The sequence below is a fragment of the Pseudomonas sp. BN606 genome, assembly GCF_029873115.1.
GTDB lineage: Bacteria > Pseudomonadota > Gammaproteobacteria > Pseudomonadales > Pseudomonadaceae > Metapseudomonas.
In genome coordinates this window covers 42,293-63,658 of sequence record NZ_SSOF01000039.1, presented here as the reverse complement: position 1 = coordinate 63,658, position 21,366 = coordinate 42,293, and the positions used below count along the sequence as shown (strand labels likewise).

General features: G+C 61.9%; 20 protein-coding genes and 2 tRNA genes. 14 read left to right on the top strand and 8 right to left on the bottom strand.

Annotated features, from left to right (window positions below):
• Positions 1 to 9 precede the first annotated feature (9 nt).
• The 14 genes from tpiA (at position 10) to E8E75_RS03480 (ending at position 12,488) form a co-directional block, all read left to right on the top strand.
• On the top strand, positions 10 to 765 hold the full coding sequence (gene tpiA, locus E8E75_RS03545; RefSeq protein ID WP_153920519.1) for a triose-phosphate isomerase: 756 nt from the start codon (positions 10 to 12) through the stop codon (positions 763 to 765).
• Positions 766 to 769: 4 nt separating this feature from the next.
• Positions 770 to 1,153, top strand: coding sequence for a preprotein translocase subunit SecG (gene secG, locus E8E75_RS03540; RefSeq protein ID WP_077522865.1), 384 nt, complete (start codon positions 770 to 772; stop codon positions 1,151 to 1,153).
• A 10-nt stretch (positions 1,154 to 1,163) separates the two neighbouring features.
• Positions 1,164 to 1,249 (top strand) — tRNA-Leu (locus E8E75_RS03535).
• Positions 1,250 to 1,347: 98 nt separating this feature from the next.
• Positions 1,348 to 1,424: transfer RNA gene (locus E8E75_RS03530), tRNA-Met, on the top strand.
• Between the two features lie 130 nt (positions 1,425 to 1,554).
• On the top strand, positions 1,555 to 2,013 hold the full coding sequence (gene rimP, locus E8E75_RS03525; protein WP_120654511.1) for a ribosome maturation factor RimP: 459 nt from the start codon (positions 1,555 to 1,557) through the stop codon (positions 2,011 to 2,013).
• 47 nt (positions 2,014 to 2,060) lie between these two features.
• Positions 2,061 to 3,542 carry a transcription termination factor NusA gene (gene nusA / locus E8E75_RS03520; protein ID WP_120654512.1) on the top strand — a complete coding sequence of 494 codons (1,482 nt, stop codon included), beginning with the start codon at positions 2,061 to 2,063 and terminating at the stop codon, positions 3,540 to 3,542.
• Between the two features lie 26 nt (positions 3,543 to 3,568).
• On the top strand, positions 3,569 to 6,130 hold the full coding sequence (gene infB, locus E8E75_RS03515; RefSeq protein WP_153920518.1) for a translation initiation factor IF-2: 2,562 nt from the start codon (positions 3,569 to 3,571) through the stop codon (positions 6,128 to 6,130).
• A 94-nt stretch (positions 6,131 to 6,224) separates the two neighbouring features.
• Complete coding sequence (rbfA, locus tag E8E75_RS03510; RefSeq protein ID WP_120654514.1) at positions 6,225 to 6,614, top strand: 30S ribosome-binding factor RbfA; 390 nt, start codon at positions 6,225 to 6,227, stop codon at positions 6,612 to 6,614.
• 4 nt (positions 6,615 to 6,618) lie between these two features.
• The gene (gene truB, locus E8E75_RS03505; RefSeq protein ID WP_120654515.1) at positions 6,619 to 7,536 is read left to right on the top strand and encodes a tRNA pseudouridine(55) synthase TruB; all 918 of its coding nucleotides are present in this window, start codon (positions 6,619 to 6,621) and stop codon (positions 7,534 to 7,536) included.
• Positions 7,537 to 7,630: 94 nt separating this feature from the next.
• Positions 7,631 to 7,900, top strand: a complete 270-nt coding sequence (gene rpsO, locus E8E75_RS03500) for a 30S ribosomal protein S15 (RefSeq protein ID WP_016494768.1) — start codon at positions 7,631 to 7,633, stop codon at positions 7,898 to 7,900.
• Between the two features lie 152 nt (positions 7,901 to 8,052).
• Positions 8,053 to 10,161, top strand: coding sequence for a polyribonucleotide nucleotidyltransferase (gene pnp / locus E8E75_RS03495; RefSeq protein ID WP_120654516.1), 2,109 nt, complete (start codon positions 8,053 to 8,055; stop codon positions 10,159 to 10,161).
• 89 nt (positions 10,162 to 10,250) lie between these two features.
• The gene (locus E8E75_RS03490; protein WP_120654517.1) at positions 10,251 to 11,669 is read left to right on the top strand and encodes a hypothetical protein; all 1,419 of its coding nucleotides are present in this window, start codon (positions 10,251 to 10,253) and stop codon (positions 11,667 to 11,669) included.
• Between the two features lie 206 nt (positions 11,670 to 11,875).
• On the top strand, positions 11,876 to 12,235 hold the full coding sequence (locus E8E75_RS03485) for a BON domain-containing protein (protein WP_120654518.1): 360 nt from the start codon (positions 11,876 to 11,878) through the stop codon (positions 12,233 to 12,235).
• Positions 12,236 to 12,290: 55 nt separating this feature from the next.
• Positions 12,291 to 12,488: a CsbD family protein gene (locus E8E75_RS03480; RefSeq protein ID WP_120654519.1), complete on the top strand. Its 198-nt coding sequence runs from the start codon at positions 12,291 to 12,293 to the stop codon at positions 12,486 to 12,488.
• Positions 12,489 to 12,533: 45 nt separating this feature from the next.
• Here E8E75_RS03480 and E8E75_RS03475 read toward each other — a convergent pair whose 3' ends face one another.
• The 8 genes from E8E75_RS03475 to E8E75_RS03440 form a co-directional block, all read right to left on the bottom strand.
• Positions 12,534 to 13,988, bottom strand: a complete 1,455-nt coding sequence (locus tag E8E75_RS03475) for a rhomboid family intramembrane serine protease (RefSeq protein ID WP_153920516.1) — start codon at positions 13,986 to 13,988, stop codon at positions 12,534 to 12,536.
• A gap of 10 nt (positions 13,989 to 13,998) precedes the next feature.
• On the bottom strand, positions 13,999 to 14,289 hold the full coding sequence (locus E8E75_RS03470) for a DUF2845 domain-containing protein (RefSeq protein ID WP_120654521.1): 291 nt from the start codon (positions 14,287 to 14,289) through the stop codon (positions 13,999 to 14,001).
• Positions 14,290 to 14,353: 64 nt separating this feature from the next.
• Complete coding sequence (locus tag E8E75_RS03465; RefSeq protein WP_120654522.1) at positions 14,354 to 14,659, bottom strand: DUF2845 domain-containing protein; 306 nt, start codon at positions 14,657 to 14,659, stop codon at positions 14,354 to 14,356.
• A gap of 55 nt (positions 14,660 to 14,714) precedes the next feature.
• Positions 14,715 to 15,005, bottom strand: a complete 291-nt coding sequence (locus tag E8E75_RS03460) for a DUF2845 domain-containing protein (protein WP_120654523.1) — start codon at positions 15,003 to 15,005, stop codon at positions 14,715 to 14,717.
• A gap of 9 nt (positions 15,006 to 15,014) precedes the next feature.
• Positions 15,015 to 17,933 (bottom strand): DUF748 domain-containing protein, encoded by a 2,919-nt coding sequence (locus E8E75_RS03455; RefSeq protein WP_153920514.1) that lies wholly within the window; start codon positions 17,931 to 17,933, stop codon positions 15,015 to 15,017.
• Between the two features lie 91 nt (positions 17,934 to 18,024).
• Positions 18,025 to 19,044, bottom strand: a complete 1,020-nt coding sequence (locus E8E75_RS03450) for a class I SAM-dependent methyltransferase (protein ID WP_153920512.1) — start codon at positions 19,042 to 19,044, stop codon at positions 18,025 to 18,027.
• Between the two features lie 126 nt (positions 19,045 to 19,170).
• Positions 19,171 to 20,349 (bottom strand): acetyl-CoA C-acetyltransferase, encoded by a 1,179-nt coding sequence (locus E8E75_RS03445; RefSeq protein ID WP_153920510.1) that lies wholly within the window; start codon positions 20,347 to 20,349, stop codon positions 19,171 to 19,173.
• A gap of 87 nt (positions 20,350 to 20,436) precedes the next feature.
• On the bottom strand, positions 20,437 to 21,312 hold the full coding sequence (locus E8E75_RS03440; RefSeq protein ID WP_153920508.1) for an oxygenase MpaB family protein: 876 nt from the start codon (positions 21,310 to 21,312) through the stop codon (positions 20,437 to 20,439).
• Between the last annotated feature and the right edge of the window lie 54 nt (positions 21,313 to 21,366).

Genomic DNA, 21,366 nt, shown 5'->3' with positions numbered 1-21,366 from the left:
AGATAAAGCATGCGCCGACCTCTGGTAGCCGGTAACTGGAAAATGCACGGTACCCGCGCCAGCGTCGCAGAGCTGATCAAAGGCTTGCGCCATTTGGCGTTGCCTACTGGAGTCGAAGTCGCGGTAATGCCGCCCTGTCTGTACATCAATCAGGTCATTCAAGGCCTGGACGGCAAGTCGATTGTCGTAGGTGCTCAGAATTGTGCGGTGGAGCCGGTGCAGGGAGCCCTCACCGGAGAGATCGCGGCAAGCCAGTTGGCGGACGTGGGTTGCAGTCTGGTTCTGGTCGGTCATTCGGAGCGTCGCCTGATTTTGGGCGAAAGCGACGAAGTCGTGAGTCGCAAGTTCGCTGCTGCTCAATCCTGTGGTCTGATCCCGGTGCTGTGCGTCGGTGAAACTCGGGAGCAGCGCGAAGCCGGCAAGACGCTCGATGTTGTAGGGCGTCAGTTGGGTAGCGTGATCGAAGAGCTTGGTGTGGGCGCATTTGCGCAAGCGGTAATTGCCTATGAGCCGGTTTGGGCCATTGGTACGGGGCTGACAGCTTCGCCGCAGCAAGCGCAAGAGGTTCATGCGGCGATTCGCTCGCAACTGTCGGCGGAGAATGCTGAGGTTGCTCGCGGCGTACGAATTCTGTACGGCGGCAGTGTGAAGGCGGCCAGTGCGGCCGACTTGTTCGGCATGCCGGATATCGATGGGGGGCTGGTTGGTGGAGCCTCCCTGAATGCGGATGAGTTCGGTGCGATCTGTCGCGCCGCAGGAAGCTGACGAGATGCTGGAAACTGTCGTAATTGTGGTGCACTTGCTGGTCGCGCTGGGCGTTGTTGGTCTGGTGCTGGTTCAGCAGGGCAAGGGCGCGGATGCTGGTGCCTCTTTTGGCTCCGGTGCTTCGGCAACCGTATTCGGAAGCCAAGGTTCTGCTACCTTTTTGAGTCGAGTTACTGCTATACTCGCCGCGGTTTTTTTCATTACCAGTCTGGGTTTAGCGTTCTTCGCTAAGGAAAAGGCTGAGGCGCTGAGCAATGTAGGTCTGCCAGATCCGGCGGCCCTCGAAGTTCAGCCCGCTAAGCCGGCAGCTGATGATGTGCCGGTGCTCGAAGAGCAGAAGCCAGCTACCCAATCGGGTGATGTGCCGCAGGCTCCGGAGCAGAAGTAAGGCAAGTTTTGCCGAGGTGGTGGAATTGGTAGACACGCTACCTTGAGGTGGTAGTGGCCATAGGCTGTAGGGGTTCGAGTCCCCTCCTCGGTACCATACAAAGAGAAGGCCCGCAGTGATGCGGGCCTTCTTCTTCGCGGGATGTTCGGTTGACCACGCAAGGTGCTGGCCGTATACTCTCGCACCAGCTTTGACGCGGGGTGGAGCAGTCTGGTAGCTCGTCGGGCTCATAACCCGAAGGTCGTTGGTTCAAATCCAGCCCCCGCAACCAGTAGTCGCGAAGCCCCTTTTTAGGGGCTTTTTGCTAGCTGGACAGTTGGCCTCCGATCACAGATCAGGCGGTTTGAAGGGATGGGCGTTTCGCCCATTTTTTATTTGCACAGCATGCGAGAGGCGATCAGGTGTCGAGCAAGCTAGAACAGTTGCAGGCCTTGTTGGCCCCGGTAGTCGAAGCGCTCGGTTATCAGTGCTGGGGCATCGAGTTCCTGTCTCAAGGGCGGCATTCCCTGCTGCGTATCTATATCGATCACGAGAACGGCATCCTAGTCGAGGATTGCGAGAAGGTCAGTCGGCAGATCAGTGGTGTACTCGATGTCGAGGACCCGATCAGCAACGAATACACCCTCGAAGTTTCTTCGCCGGGCATGGATCGTCCGCTGTTCACCCTTGAGCAGTTTGCGGCCCACGCCGGTGAGCTGGTCAAGATCAAGCTGCGTTCGCCCTTCGAAGGGCGGCGCAATTTTCAGGGGCTCCTCCGCGGGGTGGAGGAGCAGGACGTGGTGGTTCTCATAGAAGACCGCGAGTTCCTCCTGCCGATCGAGTTGATCGACAAGGCCAACATCATTCCCCGTTTTGACTGAGACGCGGATCCCGCGGATCCAATGGATTGCGAAAGGCGAGGCGTACGATGAGCAAAGAAGTACTGCTGGTTGTTGAGTCGGTATCCAACGAAAAGGGTGTACCGGCTGGCGTTATTTTCGAGGCGCTGGAGCTGGCCCTGGCCACCGCTACCAAGAAGCGTTTTGAGGACGAGGTCGACCTGCGAGTGTCGATCAATCGTCAGAGCGGTAACTACGACACTTTCCGTAGCTGGACTGTGGTCGAGGAAGAAGATTTCGAGGATCCGGCGATCCAGCTGACCCTCGACCAGGCTCAGGCTCGCGATGAGAATGCCAAGATCGGCGACATCATCGAAGAGAAGATCGAGTCCATCGAGTTCGGTCGCATCGCTGCCCAGACCGCCAAGCAGGTCATCGTGCAGAAGGTACGTGAGGCCGAGCGTGCGCAGGTGGTTGAAGCCTACCGCGAGAAGCTGGGCGACATCATTTTCGGCACTGTGAAGAAAGTCACTCGCGACAACGTGATCGTTGACCTGGGCAACAACGCCGAAGCGCTCCTGGCTCGCGAGGACATCATCGCCCGCGAAACCTTCCGGGTTGGTGCTCGTGTGCGTGCCCTGCTGAAAGAAATCCGCACCGAAAATCGCGGTCCGCAACTGATCCTGTCGCGCACTGCGCCGCAGATGCTGATCGAGTTGTTCCGCATCGAAGTGCCGGAAATCGCCGAAGAGCTGATCGAAGTGATGGCCGCCTCCCGTGACCCGGGTTCGCGCGCCAAGATCGCCGTACGCTCCAAGGACAAACGTATCGACCCGCAGGGTGCCTGCATCGGTATGCGTGGCTCCCGCGTCCAGGCCGTATCCGGCGAGTTGGGCGGTGAGCGTGTCGATATAGTCCTCTGGGACGACAACCCGGCACAGTTCGTGATCAATGCCATGGCCCCGGCCGAAGTGGTTGCGATCATCGTCGACGAAGATGCCCACGCAATGGACATCGCCGTTGCCGAAGACAACCTGGCCCAGGCCATTGGTCGTGGCGGCCAGAACGTGCGCCTGGCCAGCCAGCTGACCGGCTGGACCCTCAACGTGATGACCGAAGCGGACATCCAGGCCAAGCAGCAAGCCGAAACCGGCGACATCCTGCGTGCATTCGTTGAAGAGCTGGAAGTGGACGAAGAGCTGGCCCAGGTACTGGTTGAAGAAGGTTTCACCAGCCTGGAAGAAATCGCCTACGTGCCCATGGAAGAAATGCTCAGCATCGACGGCTTCGATGAGGACATCGTCAACGAGCTGCGTGCGCGCGCGAAGGACCGCCTGCTGACCAAGGCTATCGCAACCGAAGAAAAGCTGGCGGATGCCCAGCCTGCCGAAGACCTGCTTTCCCTGGAAGGCATGGACAAGGACCTGGCTGTTGAACTCGCCGTACGTGGCGTTATTAACCGCGAAGATCTGGCCGAGCAGTCGATCGACGACCTGCTCGACATCGACGGCATGGACGAAGAGCGTGCCGGCAAGCTGATCATGGCCGCCCGAGCCCACTGGTTCGAGTAAGTATCGCGGCCTGAGGAGAGAAGTGCATGACGCAAGTCACGGTGAAAGAACTGGCCCAAGTGGTCGATACACCGGTGGAGCGCCTGCTGCTGCAGATGCGCGAGGCGGGATTGCCGCACACCAGCGCCGAACAAGTTGTAACCGACAATGAGAAGCAGGCCCTGCTGGCCCATCTCAAGAGCAGCCACGGTGAGCGCCTGGAAGAGCCGCGCAAGATTACCCTGCAGCGCAAGACCACTACTACGCTGAGGGTCGCCGGTAGCAAGACCATCAACGTCGAAGTACGCAAGAAGAAGACCTACGTCAAGCGCAGCCCCGACGAGATCGAGGCTGAGCGTCAGCGCGAACTCGAAGAGCAGCGCGTAGCGGAAGAAGCCGCTCGACTGAAGGCTGAAGATGAGGCTCGTCAGCGTGCCGAAGAGGCTGCCCGCCGCGAAGCGGAATCTCGTGCCAAGGTAGCTACCGAATCCGCTCCGGCGGACGTTGTTGCTGCTGCCGGCGAGCCGGCCGCTGTCGCAGCCGCGCCTGTCGCTGCTGCCTCTGCGGCAGCAGTTGCTCCTGCAGCGGCCGGCGCAGCTGCGGTTAACGGCGAGCGCAAGAAGGAAGAGGTTCGTCGTCCCGAGCGTGCTCGTGATGAAGACGATCGCCGCGACCGCAAGCATGCGCAGCACCGTCCTTCGCTCAAAGAGAAAGAAAAGGCTCCGGCTCCCCGCGTGGCACCGCGCAGTACCGACGAAGAAAGCGATGCTTTCGGTCGTCGTGGCGGTGGCCGTGGTGGCAAGTCCAAGCTGAAGAAGCGTAACCAGCACGGGTTCCAGAGCCCGACAGGACCTATCGTGCGTGAAGTCAGCATTGGCGAGACCATCACCGTGGCCGAACTGGCCGCCCAGATGGCTGTCAAGGGTGCAGAAGTCGTCAAGTTCATGTTCAAGATGGGCACTCCGGTGACCATCAACCAGGTGCTCGACCGTGAGACCGCTCAGTTGATCGCCGAAGAATTCGGCCACAAGGTCAAACTGGTAAACGAGAACGCCCTGGAAGACCAACTGGCCGAGTCCCTGAAGTTTGAAGGCGAAGCCCTGACCCGTGCGCCGGTAGTGACCGTGATGGGCCACGTCGACCACGGCAAGACCTCCCTGCTCGACTACATTCGTCGTACCAAGGTAGCCAGCGGTGAAGCGGGTGGTATCACCCAGCACATCGGCGCCTACCACGTCGAAACCGATCGCGGCATGGTGACCTTCCTCGACACCCCTGGCCACGCAGCGTTCACCGCGATGCGTGCCCGTGGTGCCAAGGCTACCGACATCGTCATCCTAGTGGTGGCGGCCGACGACGGGGTGATGCCGCAGACCGTTGAAGCGGTACAGCACGCGAAAGCGGCTGGCGTGCCGATCGTGGTTGCGGTCAACAAGATGGACAAGCCGGAAGCCAACCCGGACAACATCAAGAACGGCCTTGCCGCGCTGGATGTGATTCCGGAGGAGTGGGGCGGCGACACCCAGTTCGTGCCTGTTTCGGCCAAGGCCGGTACCGGCGTCGACGAACTGCTCGAAGCCGTGCTGCTGCAGGCAGAGGTTCTGGAGCTCACTGCCACTCCGTCGGCCCCTGGTCGTGGTGTCGTGGTCGAGTCCCGCCTGGACAAGGGCCGTGGCCCGGTCGCTACCGTGCTGGTACAGGACGGTACCCTGCGCCAGGGCGACATGGTTCTCTGCGGCGTCAACTATGGCCGCGTTCGCGCCATGCTCGACGAGAACGGCAAGCCGGTGAAAGAAGCCGGTCCGTCCATCCCGGTCGAGATTCTTGGCCTGGATGGCACTCCGGACGCCGGTGACGACCTGACTGTGGTCGCCGACGAGAAGAAAGCGCGCGAAGTTGCCCTGTTCCGTCAAGGCAAGTTCCGCGAGGTCAAGCTGGCTCGCCAGCAGTCCTCCAAGCTGGAAAACATCTTCGAAAGCATGGGGCAGGACGAGAAAAAGACCCTCAACATCGTGCTCAAGTCCGATGTGCGTGGTTCTCTCGAGGCCCTGCAGGGCGCCCTGGCCGATATCGGCAACGAGGAAGTCCAGGTACGTGTTGTGGGTGGCGGTGTAGGTGGTATCACCGAGAGCGACGCCAACCTGGCGCTGGCGTCCAACGCCGTGCTGTTCGGCTTCAACGTGCGTGCCGATGCCGGTGCGCGCAAGATCGTCGAGCAGGAAGGTCTGGACCTGCGCTACTACAACATCATCTACGACATCATCGAAGACGTTAAGAAAGCACTGTCCGGCATGCTGGGCAGCGAAGTCCGGGAGAACATCCTGGGTATCGCCGAGGTGCGCGACGTGTTCCGCTCGCCGAAGTTCGGCGCGGTCGCCGGCTGCATGGTTACCGAAGGTCTGGTACACCGCAACCGCCCGATCCGCGTACTGCGCGACGATGTGGTGATCTTCGAAGGCGAACTGGAATCCCTGCGCCGCTTCAAGGACGACGTGTCCGAGGTGCGTGCCGGCATGGAGTGCGGTATCGGCGTGAAGAGCTACAACGACGTCAAAGTCGGTGACAAGATCGAAGTCTTCGAGAAGGTCCAGGTGGCGCGCACGCTGTAAGTGTCGCGCTTGCCACAAGCCGGGAGCCAGGAGCTGGAAGCCATCGCCTTCCACTCCTGGCTTTCGGCTTTTAAGCGATCAAGAGTGAAACGAAATGGCTAAAGACTACAGCCGTACCCAACGCATCGGCGACCAGATGCAGCGCGAAATGGCGCTGCTGATCCAGCGTGAGATCAAAGACCCGCGCCTGGGGCTTGTGACCATCACTGCTGTCGACGTGAGCCGTGACCTCTCCCATGCCAAGGTGTTCATCACCGTGATGGGCCAGGATGACAACGCCGAGAAGGTCAAGCTCAACCTCGACATTCTGCAGGACGCCGCGGGCTTCCTGCGTATGCAGCTCGGCAAGGCCATGAAACTGCGCAGCGTGCCGCAATTGCACTTCCACTACGACGCCAGCATCCGGCGTGGCGCCGAACTGTCGGCGCTGATCGAGCGTGCCGTCGCGGAAGACCGCAAGCACCAGGGCAGCGACGAGGAGTGATGGCGTGGCCCAGGTAAAACGTATTCGCCGTAATGTCAGCGGTGTGCTGATACTCGACAAGCCGCGCGGCATGAGTTCCAACGCTGCGCTGCAGAAGGTGCGTTGGCTGCTCAATGCCGAGAAAGCCGGCCATACCGGCAGCCTCGACCCGTTGGCTACCGGTGTGTTGCCGCTGTGCTTCGGCGAGGCGACCAAGTTCTCCCAGTACCTCCTGGATGCCGACAAGGGTTACGAAACCCTGGCCCAGCTCGGCATTACCACCTCCACCGGCGATGCCGAAGGTGAAGTGACCGAGCGTCGCGAAGTGACCGTTGGTCGCGAGGACATAGAAGCTCTGCTGCCGCGTTTTCGTGGCGAAATCAAGCAGATACCACCGATGTACTCCGCTCTCAAGAAGGACGGCCAGCCCCTCTACAAGCTGGCGCGTGCTGGCGAAGTAGTGGAGCGCGAGGCGCGTTCTGTTACTATTGCGCGCCTGGATTTACTGGCCTGTGAAAACAGTCAGGCAAGAATGGCGGTAGCCTGCAGCAAGGGCACCTATATCCGTACACTGGTCGAGGATCTTGGCCAGGCCCTGGGATGTGGAGCCCATGTGGCGGAGCTGCGCCGGACCCAGGCGGGCCCCTTCGTGCTGGCCCAGGCAATCAGCCTGGAGACCCTGGAGAAGGTCCACGCCGAAGGCGGTAGCGAGGCACTCGATCAGTTCCTCCTGCCGGTCGACAGCGGACTGGAACACTGGCCGCTGATCCAGCTTACCGAGCACAGCGCGTACTACTGGCTGCATGGCCAACCGGTACGAGCCCCGGAAGCGCCGAAGTTCGGCATGATGCGAGTTCAGGATCATACCGGTCGCTTCATCGGTATCGGTGAAGTGAGCGATGACGGGCGCGTTGCGCCGCGTCGACTGATTCGGTCGGAATGACCGATCCGAGGATGGCTGTTAATAGGCACGGTCAATCCTCTTTTTAGAACACGGGGCGAAGGTCCCGGCCTATTACTCTCAGAGGAAGCCCATCATGGCACTGAGCGTTACTGAAAAAGCCCAGATCGTTAACGAGTACAAGCAAGCTGAAGGCGATACCGGTTCTCCGGAAGTGCAGGTTGCCCTGCTGACCGCCAACATCAACAAGCTGCAGGATCACTTCAAGGCCAACGGCAAAGACCACCACTCCCGTCGTGGTCTGATCCGCATGGTTAACCAGCGCCGTAAGCTGCTGGACTACCTGAAGGGTAAGGACACCTCTCGTTACAGCGCCCTGATCGGTCGTCTGGGTCTGCGTCGCTAAGCGACACAGACGAGCTGGAAGCTGGAAACCGGAAGCTGGACATCGTTCCAGCTTTCGGCTTTCCAGCTTCTGGTTTTTTAAGGGATTGAAACGGGTCCGACTCCCGCCACTCCCCCGATTTCCCCCAAGGCAACACAGAGAAGGAAAACACCGTGAACCCGGTAATCAAGAAGTTCCAGTTCGGTCAATCGACCGTAACCCTCGAGACTGGCCGTATCGCCCGTCAAGCCTCCGGTGCCGTACTGGTCACCATGGACGACGACGTCACCGTGCTGGTGACCGTGGTCGGCGCCAAGCAAGCTGATCCGGGCAAGGGTTTCTTCCCGCTGTCCGTGCACTACCAGGAAAAAACCTACGCTGCCGGCCGTATCCCCGGTGGTTTCTTCAAGCGTGAAGGTCGTCCGTCCGAGAAAGAAACCCTGACCTCGCGTCTGATCGACCGTCCGATCCGTCCGCTCTTCCCGGAAGGTTTCCTGAACGAAGTGCAGGTCATCTGCACCGTGGTCTCCACCAACAAGAAGACCGATCCGGACATCGCTTCCATGATCGGTACTTCCGCAGCCCTGGCCATCTCTGGCATTCCGTTCGCCGGCCCGATCGGCGCCGCTCGCGTGGCTTACCACGAAGAGACTGGCTACTTGCTGAACCCCAACTACGAACAGCTCAAGGCTTCCAGCCTGGACATGGTGGTTGCCGGTACTCAAGACGCCGTACTGATGGTTGAGTCGGAAGCCCAAGAGCTGACCGAAGACCAGATGCTGGGCGCCGTACTCTTTGCCCACCAGGAATTCCAGGCCGTGATCCAGGCCGTCAAGGAGTTCGCTGCCGAAGCTGGCAAGCCGACCTGGAACTGGACTGCCCCGGCCGAAAACACCGCCCTGCTCAGCGCCATCAAGGCCGAGTTCGGCGAGGCCATCTCCCAGGCCTACACCATCACCATCAAGCAGGACCGCTACAACCGCCTGGACGAGCTGCGTGACCAGGTCGTCGCCCGCTTCGTTGGCGAAGAAGAAGGTCAGTTCCCGGCTGGTGAAGTGAAAGACGCCTTCGGCCTGCTGGAATACCGCACCGTTCGCGAGAACATCGTCAACGGCAAGCCGCGTATCGACGGCCGCGACACCCGCACCGTACGTCCGCTGAAGATCGAAGTCGGCGTGCTGGGCAAGACCCACGGTTCCGCCCTGTTCACCCGTGGCGAAACCCAGGCCCTGGTCGTTGCCACCCTCGGTACCGCCCGTGACGCCCAACTGCTGGACACCCTGGAAGGCGAGCGCAAGGACGCCTTCATGCTGCACTACAACTTCCCGCCCTTCTCGGTAGGTGAGTGTGGTCGTATGGGCAGTGCTGGTCGCCGCGAAATCGGTCACGGCCGTCTGGCCCGTCGTGGCGTTTCCGCCATGCTGCCGAAGGGCGACGAGTTCCCCTACACCATTCGTGTGGTTTCCGAGATCACCGAATCCAACGGTTCCAGCTCCATGGCTTCCGTTTGCGGCGCGTCCCTCGCGCTGATGGATGCCGGCGTGCCGATGAAGGCGCCGGTTGCCGGTATCGCCATGGGCCTGGTGAAGGAAGGCGACAAGTTCGCCGTCCTGACCGACATCCTGGGTGACGAAGACCACTTGGGCGACATGGACTTCAAGGTAGCCGGTACCGCCAAGGGCGTAACCGCGCTGCAGATGGACATCAAGATCAACGGCATCACCGAAGAAATCATGGAGATCGCTCTGGAGCAGGCTCTGGAAGCGCGCCTGAACATCCTCGGCCAGATGAACCAGGTGATCGCCGAGTCCCGCAGCGAGCTGTCCTCCAACGCCCCGACCATGATTGCCATGAAGATCGAGCCGGACAAGATCCGCGACGTCATCGGCAAGGGCGGCGCCACCATCCGTGGTATCTGCGAAGAGACCAAGGCTTCCATCGACATTGAAGACGATGGCAGCGTGAAGATCTTCGGCGAGACCAAGGAAGCGGCCGAGGCTGCGCGCCAGCGCGTTCTGGGCATCACTGCTGAAGCCGAGATCGGCAAGGTGTACGTGGGCAAGGTCGAGCGCATCGTCGACTTCGGCGCCTTCGTCAATATCCTGCCGGGCAAGGACGGTCTGGTGCACATCTCGCAGATCAGCGACAAGCGCATCGACAAGGTCACCGACGTTCTGCAGGAAGGTCAGGAAGTCAAAGTCCTGGTCCTTGATGTCGACAACCGTGGTCGCATCAAGCTGTCGATGAAGGATGTAGAAGCCGCCGAGGCTTCGGGCGTCTGATAATTGCCGCACGATGAAAGAGAGGGCCCCTTGCGGGCCCTCTTTTTTTGCCCGGACAATGGCGAACCGCCATCGTGCCTGGAACAGTCATGGACAAGACGCTCTGCCAGTACCATCCCGCCCAACCCGCAACCTGGCACTGTGTGCCATGTCAGCGCCATTTCGGTGATTGCTGCATTCCCCTGAATGCTGACGTTCCCGACGACAGCCCGGCCTGTCCGTTATGCCGCAGCCAGCTGACCTTCCTCGGTGCGGCCAACACCGCCCAACCCTTCTGGGAACGTCTGCCTCAATTCTTCGCTTACGGCCTGCAGACCGGGCCACTCGCTTTCAGCGCCCTGTTGGCCCTGGCAGGCCTGTTCATGCCGCGCTCGCTGATCCTCTGGATCATCTTGCTGAGCATCGCCACCAAGTACTTCCACAGCGTGATCGAGGCCAGCAGTGAGGGCGTGCGAGAGTCGCCGTCACTGGTCAGTGCCTTCGCTGGCGAAGGCTTTTCATTGTTCTTCAAGCAGATGGCGGTCTTTGCCATCGCGCTTGGGGCACTCTGGCTGGCAGCCGATTTCAACAGCGAGACGATCTTCTGGGTGGTGAACATCGCCATTGTGCTCCTGCTGCCGGCAAGCATTATCCGTCTGGCGCTGAGCAAAGAACTCGGTGCTGCGTTGAGCCCCGACCAGGTGGGTGAAGTGATCAAGGCGATGGGCTGGCGTTACCTGATCCTATGCGCTTTTCTCTTCATCCTCTGGCAATCCCCCAGCTACGTGGCCTGGATGCTTTCCGGTGGTTTGCCCAAGGTGGTGCTGATGCCAATCGCCACTTTCCTGTTCGGGTACTTCGGCGTGGTGATGTGCAGCATGATGGGCTATGCCGTGTTCCAGTATCAGGGGGCATTGGGCTTTGCGATTGCCGAGGAAGGCACCCAGCAGGGGTTGCCGGAAAACGAATGGCGCCGACGCAAGGCTCTCGCCGAAGCAGAGATTCGTCTCAAGGAAGGCCAAAGCGATGGTGCCCTGGAGATTCTCTCCAACGCTCTGCAGCGCGACCCCGAGGACTTGCGCCTCAACGAACGTTTCCACCAGTTGCTGTTCGGGTTGGGCGCGCGGGAGCGCTGCCTTCGCCACCTGGATCATTACCTGCCCCTGGTCGCCCGCCAGAACCCTGCGCAGGCCGCGACTGCGCTGCTGAATGCCCGCCAGTTCCAGGCTGACTTCCTGCCCGGCGATGCGCTGGTGTGCGAGCAGGTCGCGGGTGCCCTGCTCGATCGCCACAAGGTGCGCGAAGCGTTGAGTCTGCTACGCAACCTGCACCAACGCTTCCCCGACTATCCACATATTCCGCGTGCCTACCTGCTGGCGGCTCGTGGTTTCGCCGAAGGCCTCGGTCAGGTGGAGCCGGCGCAGAAGCTGCTGGCATACATCCGCGCACGCTATCCGGCTTCGCCTCTGTTGGACCAGGTCACTGCCCTGGAAGGCACCATCGCCAGGTTGGGTAACGCTGGACGCTGAGACGGGTTTGATCGTGCAGTCTGCAAGGCCTCCTAGGGGAGAACTTGCAGACTGCATGTGGCAGGTTCTTCGGTGATGTATTTATCTGATTGATTTTGTTGGTTTTTATCTTAATTCGGAAGCTGGCACAGGCCTTGCGACATTTCTCGTGACCCTGCAGCCGGGAACTTGCTGCAGATGTTCCGAAGTAAAGAGGAGAACCCCTCATGAAACAGTCTTTCACCAAGTGGACCTTTGCCGCTGTTACTGCTGCCGCCATCAGCCTGCCGTTCGCTACCGGCGCTTACGCAGAAACCAGCGGACAAACCATGCTGGCAGCCAGCGACACCGTTCAGAAGGCCGAAGAGGCTGTCTCGGACACCTGGATCACCAGCAAGGTCAAATCGACATTCCTGGCTGACAAAAACCTCAGCGGCATGGACATCAAGGTCGAAACCAACAAGGGCGTGGTTGCACTGTCCGGCATGGTGAAAACCGATGCCGAACGTGACCTGGCCATCGAAACCGCCAAGAACATCAAGGGTGTCACTGCGGTTTCTGCCGACGGCCTGAAGTCCGCCGATTGACCCTCGGCTGGTTCCGCCCTTTCCGGGCGGCCCAGCTACAGTAAAGGAGCGTCCTATGAACGCTGACATCATCAAAGGCAAATGGAAGCAGCTAAGCGGCCGAATCAAGGAGAAGTGGGGCCACCTGACCGATGACGATCTCGACGTGGCCGAAGGTCATAGTGAGTATCTGGTCGGCAAGCTGCAGGAGCGCTACGGCTGGAGCAAGGATCGGGCGGAGCAGGAAGTCCGCGATTTCAGCAGTCGGCTCTGATGCCTGCCGGAGAGGAAAAGCCCCGCAATTGCGGGGCTTTTTCTGTCAGCGCGCCAGGTGCTGCTGATACAGCACCAGTTGGCGGGTCTGTTCCGCCTCGGGGAAGGCGCGGCGCAGGTACTGTCCCAGCTCACCAACTCCGCGTAGATCCTGGCGCTGGCCCAGTTGCTTGGCCAGTTGCAGTGTCAGGCCGGGAAGCTGCGGCGGCACTGGGCTCGCCTCGCACAGTCGACGCCACGGCGCCAGGGCGCGGGTGCAGTCCCCGGCCTTGATCAGGCGCTGCAGCAGGTGCAGCAAGACAGCGGGGTGCTGCAGCATGCGTTGCTGCGGGTCGGCGACGTCATCGGCCAGCTTCTGCAGCAGTGGCAGGGCAGCCGTCTGTTCGGGCAGGCTGAAAAGCTGCTTCAGCACAGCGGTCAGTAACGGCTTGTCCTGGCGCCCCTTGGCCACGGGGTAGAGGCGCTCCAGGAGCGCCAGTCGGCCGGGGTAGCGCTGCAGCAGCTCGAGGCCGCGCGGCGCTGCCTGGTCAAGGGCGAAACGACCGATCAACTGGTCAAGGGCAGTCAGTTCTCGCTTGAAGGGTGCGTCCGGGTCTTCCTTGTTCAGGTAGGCCTCATCAACCTTGAGGAAGCCCACCTTGTGCAACAGCCAGGTCGAGAGGAAGCCGAAGGCCAGTCCGCCGAGGTGCGCGTAGTAATTGACGTGGTCATCGGCCAACAGCACGCCGTACAGCTCCTTGCCGAGCCATGCGGGAAATATCCACAGGGCTGGCGCCTTGAAGTAGCCGATGAGGGGACCCAGCCAGTAGAAGAAACGGATCTTGCGCAGGCCGTAGACACCAATGGTCATGCCCATCAACCCCGAGACCGCCCCCGAGGCACCGATACCCGCTACCCAGACCGGGTCCATGGCCCACCAGAGCAGATGCGACGCGAGGCCGCTCGCCAGGTAGAGGCCAAGGTAGACCCAGCGCCCCAGCGCCGCTTCCAGGGCGAATCCGCAGATGAAGAGGAAGATCATGTTGCCCAGCAGGTGATCGAAGCTGCCATGCAGGAACATGGCGCCGAACAGCCCCTGGACACTGAACTTGTTGGGGATGAAGCCGAATCGCTGTGCGCTGATGCGGTCCCGTGCCGCTTCGGCTTTCTGTCGTAACTGCTGCCAGGCGGGATCGGCCTGGTAGGCCGGGAGTCGGTGCAGCCAGTCCTCGAACTCCAGATCGCGGAGGATGATTGTCGCCAGGTCCTGCCGACGCATGGCATCGATGCCACGGCGCTGGTCAGCGTCGAACTTCTCGCGCTCCACCAGATGGTCGATGAACAGGGCGCGCTCGCGGTTGAGCAGGCCACCGTCCAGGTAGAGCTGCTGCGCTTCTTCGACGCGTGCCTGGTCGCCGCCCTGGTAGACGATGTAGATCAGGGTATTGAGCAGGATCAGCAGCAAGGTGATGACGGGCGGTCGCCGCCAGTCCAGGGGTTGATCAGCAGGAAGGATGATCATCGCGCGCGCCTCAGTTGCGCTTGCTGTCGATTTCGTCGAGGCGCCCGCCGAGGAATTTCAGGTAGTGATACATACCGTTGCTGGGGCCGTAGACCCATTCTTCCACTTGCATCTCCTGGCGCCCGCCGGTGGTTACCGAATACCCGATGAAACTGCGCGAGGCCGGTTCGCCGCACTTGCGCTGAACCTCGACACTGCGATCGCCAACGCTGACGAGTTTGCTTTCGCAGCGGAAGGTGTTGGCCGTGGCGTCGAAGACAAGCAGAGGGAGGGCTGCGACGGCGCAGGTGAGGGCTTTCATGGGGGCGGGCATCCTGTCCTGGGGGTAAGAATGCGCAGAGCCTAGCATTCCGTCCGAGCGGCTGTCAGTTGCCCCGCTTGCTGTCGATATTGCGCAGCCGATTGCCTTCGAAACGAAGGAACTGGTACATGCCATTGCGTGGTCCGTACACCCATTCCTCGACCCGGACTTCGTTGCGCCGGTAATACTCGTCGATCACTTCCTTGAAGCCCAGGTCGGCACGGCTGATCGGCTCGCCGCACTTATCGAGGACCTCGCTGGTAGTGTCGTCGAGGCTGATGAGGTTGCTGTTGCAGCGCAAAGTGGAGGAGGCCTGGGCGTTGCCCAGAGCCAATAGCAGCGAAGCAAGGAAAAGGACACGGAGCTTCACGGGGATGTCCGAATGGCGAGAGGTGGCTACAGCCTACACCCGGCGCTGAGGACCGTCAGCGGCTGCGCCGGGTTTCGATACGTACCAGGCGGTTGCCTTCGAAAGTGAGGATGCTGAGCATGCCGTTGTTGGGGCCGTAGACCCATTCCTCGACGTTGAACTCGCGCCGGTCGTAGGAGCCGAGGGTGTAGCCGACAAGGTCACGGTGTACCGGCTCGCCGCATTTCTGCAGGACCTCGAAGGTGCGGTCGCCGAGGCTGATCAGCTTGCTGCCGCAGCGCATGGTCTCGGCCCCGGCCGGGGCGGCCAGGACGAGTGTCAGCACGGCGAGCGGCAGCGTACGCATGGAAGACTCCTACTCGCTGTCCAGATGCAGCGGGGTGATCACTTCACCGGCCTGGTTTGGGTCCACCAGGCTGATGTCGAGCAGGAAGATGCGATCATCGGCGAGACCGCCACGGTCCACCAGATAGTCCTTGATGGTGGCGGCGCGGGCCTGACCCAGCTGGCGCAGCAGCAGGTCGCTCTGCGCCCAGGACGCCAGCACCGCGTCGCGCAGCTTGACCGTGCGCTGCTCGCTGTCCAGCTCCGTCCACTCGGCAGGTGGCTGCTGTTTCAGGCGGGTGCGGTAGATGCCTTCCAGCATAGGCGCTTTCTCGTCGTCCGGAACCTCGATCTGGCTGGCCTCGGCTGGCACTTTGTCGCCTCGGCGCTGGGCGATCTTGTAGTAGGTGCTCTGATATTCCCGTTCCAGGCGTTGTTGGGCCAGGAGCGGACCGTCGGCGGCCTTGGCGCTAGCGCCTTCCACCTCCAAGCGCAGTGCCGGGCGCTTCTTGAGTGCCTCGGCCAGGGTGTCCAGGGCCTTCTGCGCATCAGTGTCGAGCTCGCTGCTACCGGCCGGGAAGGGAACCTGGCCGAGATCTTCGCTGCTGCCACCTACCAGGCCGGCGACGAAGTTGAAGGGCGCCTGCACGGCTCGCAGCACTAGATTGCGCAGGGTCTGCCAGACGATGGGGGCAACGCTGAATTGCGGGTCGTTGAGATTTCCGGCCACGGGCAGCTTGATGTCGATCTTGCCTTCGGTGTCCTTCAGCAGTGCGACTGCCAGTCGCACCGGCAAGTCCACGGCGTCGGGACTTGAGACCTGTTCACCGAGCTGCAACTGCTCCAGGACGAGATGGTTGTCGGCTTTCAACTGACCCTTCTCGATCTGGTAGTGCAGGTCCAGGTTCAGTCGACCCTTGCGGATGCGATAGCCAGCGAATTTGCCAGAGTAGGGCGTCAGGGTGGTCAGCTCGACGCGCTTGAAACTGGTGGCGATATCCAGGCTGTCTAGCGGATCGAAGGGGTTCAGACTGCCCTTGATGGTGACTGGTGCGTAACGATCCACCTTGCCGTTGATCGCGACCTTGGCCGCCTTGGGGTTGCGGTTGTCGAGAGTGCCGATTTCGCCGTTCAGCTGTTGGATGGCGGTGGCGAAGTTCGGCGTCAGGCTGAAGTCGGCGAAGTTGGCCGAGCCGTCCTTTATCTCGATGCCGCCAATGCGGATGCCCAGGGGCTTGGCAGCGGGTTTCTGTTTGGCAGGGGCGGTGGTTGGGGCGCCGGCTTCTGCGGACTGCTTGATCACCAGCTCACTGGCGTTGGTGGTGAGGTCTTCGTTGATGATGAAGCGCGCGTAGGGCTGGCTCAGGCTCACCTTGTCGATATTCAGGCTGTCGCCGTGTTGGTAATTCAGACCTTCCACCAGCAATTGCTGCCATTTGACGAAGTCGCGCTCCTTGATCGTGTCCAGGGTGTGCATCTGGTTCACCAGGGCGCGGCCGGTTATGCCAAGGGCCAGTGGCTCAGTGCCCTTGAGGTCGACATTGAGGTCGCTATCGAGCATGCCGCTGCGCACTTCCAGGCGCACGAATGGACTGAGGTAGGCCTGGGCCACACGCAGGTCGATGTCCCGAGTCTGCACCTGCAGTTTGGCGGTGGTTGGCTTGAGCTGGACCTGGCCCACCGCCTGCAACTTGCCCTGTTTGCCGAGGCCGGTGTCGAGGCTCAGGTTGAAAGGCGATTCGCCCCGGCTGTCGAAGTCCTTGAGATCCAGGTTCAGGGGGCCCAGCTCCAGTTGCACAGGCTCCTTGGGCACTCGGTCGGCCAGGTGCACCTTGTAGCCGCGCAGCTGGGTTTCGCGTAGCAGAACCAGCCAGGGCTTGCTCGGTTCAGCTTTGGTGTCGGCAGACTCGCTGGCGGCTTTCTCGTCAGCCTTGGCTGCCGGTTTGGCCTCGCTGGCAAACAGTTTCTGCCAGTCGAGTTGGCCATCGGACTCACGTGCTGCCCAGGTCTCCAGGTTCTGGCTCTGGATCTTGCCAATCACCACTTCCTGCTTGACCAGGTCGAGGGAGCTGTCGCTGACCTCCAGCGTCTCCAGGTTGACCAGGGGGCGGTTATCGGGCGCTTTGATGGCGAAGGGCGCCACTTTGATCCAGATCTTGTCCAGGTTGAGCTGGGTGCCTTTGGCCAGATTCAGCTTGTACTCGGTGGACAGGCTGATCACGCCTTTTTCCAGCACCAGCGGTACCGCGTCGCGGACATAGGGCCAGACGCCCTTGAGTTTGCCTTCTGTGAGCTTGAGCGTGCCGCTGGAACTGAAAGGCACCAGGCTGATCTGGCCTTCCCAGTCGATCCGCCCACCGTATGGACCGGTGGCGACCAGGGACATCTCCGAACTGTCATCGGGCAGGGTGCTGAGATTGCGCAGTTCCAGATTCAGCGAGTCATAGACGAACTCGATGGGTTCGCTCGGGCGGAGGTCCTCGAAATGCAGGCCGCCCTCGGTCAGCTTGATGCGGTCGATGCGCAGCGGGAAAGGATCGCCGGCGGGCTCTTCCGGCTTGGGCTCACTGGGCGGCAGCTTGAACAGCTGGGCCAGGTTGAGCTTCCCGTCCTTGGCGAACAGCACCTCGGTGGTCGACTTGTCGAGCTCCACGTCCGCCAGGTGCAGGGCACCAGACCACAGGCTGTCCAGTTCCAGGTTGGCATAGAGCCGTTCGAAGCCTATTTGCTCGGCCTTGTCTTCGCCGATGTGCAGCCCCCATAGCGTCAGTTCAAGGCTGAAGGGGTTGAGCTGGATGCGCTCCAGCCGTGCGGGAACCGTGGCGTACTGGGCCAGTTGCTGGTTGGCCACCCGCAGGGCGATCCCCGGGATGATCAGAAAGCCAAGCAGGCTGTAGAGGGCTACGACGATCAGCAGGGCGCAAACGGCCCGTTTCAATCCTTTGTACATGAGGCGTCAACTATCCCGGCGAAGAATGCCTTGGATTATGGCACGGCCTCAGGGTTCCGCCTGACGGCTGGCTCTCGTTACCGAACGGCTTTCAGAGCTGCAGGATCAAGGTCTTGAGCGGTGGGCGCGCATCTCGGGAGGGGAAGTCGGCGGCGGGTGCCAATTGCTGGCAGTCGCGGACTGGGCGGCCCAGTTTGCTCGCGCAACGCAGCACCAGTTCGCGCCAGTCCTCCATATCCACTTTGGCCAGGTTGTTGTTGCACACCAGCACGCCGCCATCCTCGGTGGCCAGCAGGGCCGGCTTGAGCAGGCTCTGATAGTCGCGCAGCAAGTCCACGGTTCCGAAGGCGCTCTTGGCCCAGGCGGGCGGGTCGAGGAATACCAGGTCGAACTGGCGCTGCTCCAGGCGCGGGTAACTGGGCAGTTTCTGGCCGTGGCGGCGGGCGATGGGCTGCCCGGCCAGTTGGCGGATCGCCGGGAAGTAGTCCGATTGCACAAAGCGCATGGGGGCCAGGCTCGGGTTCAGGGCTCCGTTTTCACGGCCGACCGCGAGATTGCCCTCGGCGAAGTCCAGGTTCCACACCTCGCTTGCGCCGCCGCCGGCAGCGCAGACGCCAACTCCGCAGGTGTAGGCGAAAAGGTTGAGCACGGACTTGCCGGCACTGTTGTCCTTGACCCAGCCACGGGCGTTGCGCAGGTCGAGGAAGAGTAGCGGGTCCTGCCCCGCATGGCGGCCGCGTACCCGGTAGTTCAGGCCCCACTCGCGACCCACGAGGTCTTCCAGGGCAGCCGGTTCAGCCTGATAAACCGGGTCGTGGCGATCAACGCGTGAATTGCCCTGGGAGCGGTCGTTGTAGACCAGCAGCAGCTTCTCGCCGAGAACCTCGTTTACCGCGGCAGCCAGATCCAGCAAGGGGCCGCGCTCCAGTGGCTGGTGAAAGCTCTGCACCATCAGCTGGGGGCCGTAGCGGTCGACGGTCAGGCCCGGTGCGCCTTCCTGGCTGCCATGGAACAGCCGGTAGCAATCGGTGTCCTGGGCATGGAGCTCGGCCAGCAGCGGCTGGCGGGCATCGAGGGCGGCGCGCAGCGCCTGGATGAGAGCGGAGGACATGCGCGGCGTCTCGCAAAAAGGGGCGCGCAGTTTAACAAACGAGAGCGGGTTGGGCTTTCGTAGGTTGGCGCCCCGATAGGGGGCGATATGTTGGGCTTCGCCCTGCGCGCCAACCTACGAGTTGGATCAGCGCTCGATGGCCAGGGCCACGCCTTGGCCGCCGCCGATGCAGAGGGTCGCCAGGCCTTTCTTCGCATCGCGCTTGAGCATTTCGTGCAGCAGGGTCACGAGTACGCGGCAGCCGGAGGCACCGATGGGATGGCCGAGGGCGATGGCGCCGCCATTGACGTTGACCTTTGTGGTGTCCCAGCCCAGCTCCTTGCCAACCGAAAGGGACTGTGCGGCGAAGGCTTCATTGGCCTCGATCAGGTCCAGGTCGGTCAGGTTCCAGCCCGCCTTTTCCAGGCAACGGCGGGTGGCAGATACCGGGCCGATGCCCATGATCGCCGGGTCGACACCAGCATTGGCATAGGCCGCGATGCGGGCCAGCACCGGCAGGCCCAGGGCCTTGGCCTTTTCCTCACTCATCAGCAGTACGGCGGCGGCACCGTCGTTGAGGGTCGACGCGTTGCCGGCGGTGACGCTGCCGTCTTTCTTGAACGCAGGCTTGAGTTTGGCCAGGGCTTCGGCAGTGGTGCCGGCGCGTGGCTGCTCGTCGGTGGAGAAGGCAACCGGATCGCCTTTCTTCTGCGGGATCAGAATGGGGGTGATCTCATCTTTGAAGCGCCCGGACTCGATAGCGGCCGCGGCCTTCTGCTGGGAGGCGGCGGCAAAGCTGTCCTGCTGTTCGCGGTTCAGGCCGTACTTCTCCACCAGATTCTCGGCGGTAATGCCCATGTGGTAGTCGTTGAAGGCATCCCAAAGGCCATCCTGGATCATGGTGTCCACCAGCTTGGCGTGACCCATGCGCAGGCCGGTACGGGCACCTGGCATGACGTAGGGCGCCAGGCTCATGTTTTCCTGGCCGCCAGCGATGATCACCTCGGCGTCGCCACAGCGGATGGCCTGGGCTGCCAGGTGCAGCGCCTTTAGGCCGGAGCCGCAGACCTTGTTCAGGGTCATGGCTGGAACCGCATGGGGCAGGCCGGCGAGGATAGCAGCCTGGCGTGCCGGATTTTGGCCGGACCCGGCGGTGAGCACCTGGCCCAGGATCACTTCATCGACCTGCTCGCCCTTGAGGCCGCTTTGCGCCAGCAACTGGCGAATCACGGCGGCTCCCAGCTCGGGCGCAGGAATGTTCGCCAGGGAGCCCTGGAAGCTGCCGATGGCGGTGCGGGTGGCGGCAACGATTACGACGTCTTGCATGGATCTGTCCTCACAGCTGTGAATTGGGGCAGGCAATGACCGAGCAAGCCGCAATCGTCGCACAGGGAATTTGGTCGGACCACACTCTCAACGGGGGGGCAGCCCCATACGGCGGCGCGCACGATGGACAGCGCCATTGCGCATGGCCCAGCGCAGCAGCGGTGCTACCCGCCAGACCAGATCACGCACCACGCGGCGCTGCCAGGGGCGCTGGTAGAGGCCGAGCATGGCACTGGCCCAGTCCGGCATCAGGTCGATGCCGGCCTGCATCATCAGCACACCAAAGGGTTTGGCCACCGCGCTGGGTGACGGGGCGCCGAGGAGAACTCGCACTACTTCCCGGCTGCGGTCATCGCAGGCAAGCTGCGGGCGCATCGCCTCCAGATAGTCCGCCACTTGCTGGCGGGACTTCGGTACGTCCTGCGCACCGAGTCGTTCAGCCACCAGGGCGATCTCAGCGTAGTAGCGGTCCTGTTCTTCACCGGAAAGCTGAGGGTTCAGGTAGCGCAGGTGAGCCTTGAGGAAGCAGCTCACTTCGGCCACGTGCACCCAGGTCAGCAAAGCCGGGTCGCTGGCGGCATAGGAGCGGCCGTCCGGAGCGGTGCCGACCACCTGCATATGGATGGTGCGGACCTTGTCGATCAGCCAGTCGGCGTCCTTGCGGGTGCCATAGGTGGTACCGGAGATGAACTGGCCGGTGCGGCGCAGGCGGCCGAGCATGTCCGCGCGGAAATTGGAGTGGTCCCATACGCCGGAAAGCGCCAGGGGATGCAGCATCTGCAAGAGCAAGGCGCTGATGCCGCCGATCATCATCGAGGTGAAATCGCCGTGAACCTTCCAGGTCACAGAGTCTGGGCCGAAGAGGCCTGGATCACCCTTGGGGTTTTCGAAATCGAGCTGGCCGAGGGCTAGACCGGTGAGGCCGATGATCTGGCTTTCGATGCGGCGGCGAATGAATTCCATGCAGCGAGGGCTTCCAAGCGAAAGGCGCCAGCCCCCGAGGAGACTGGCGCCTTG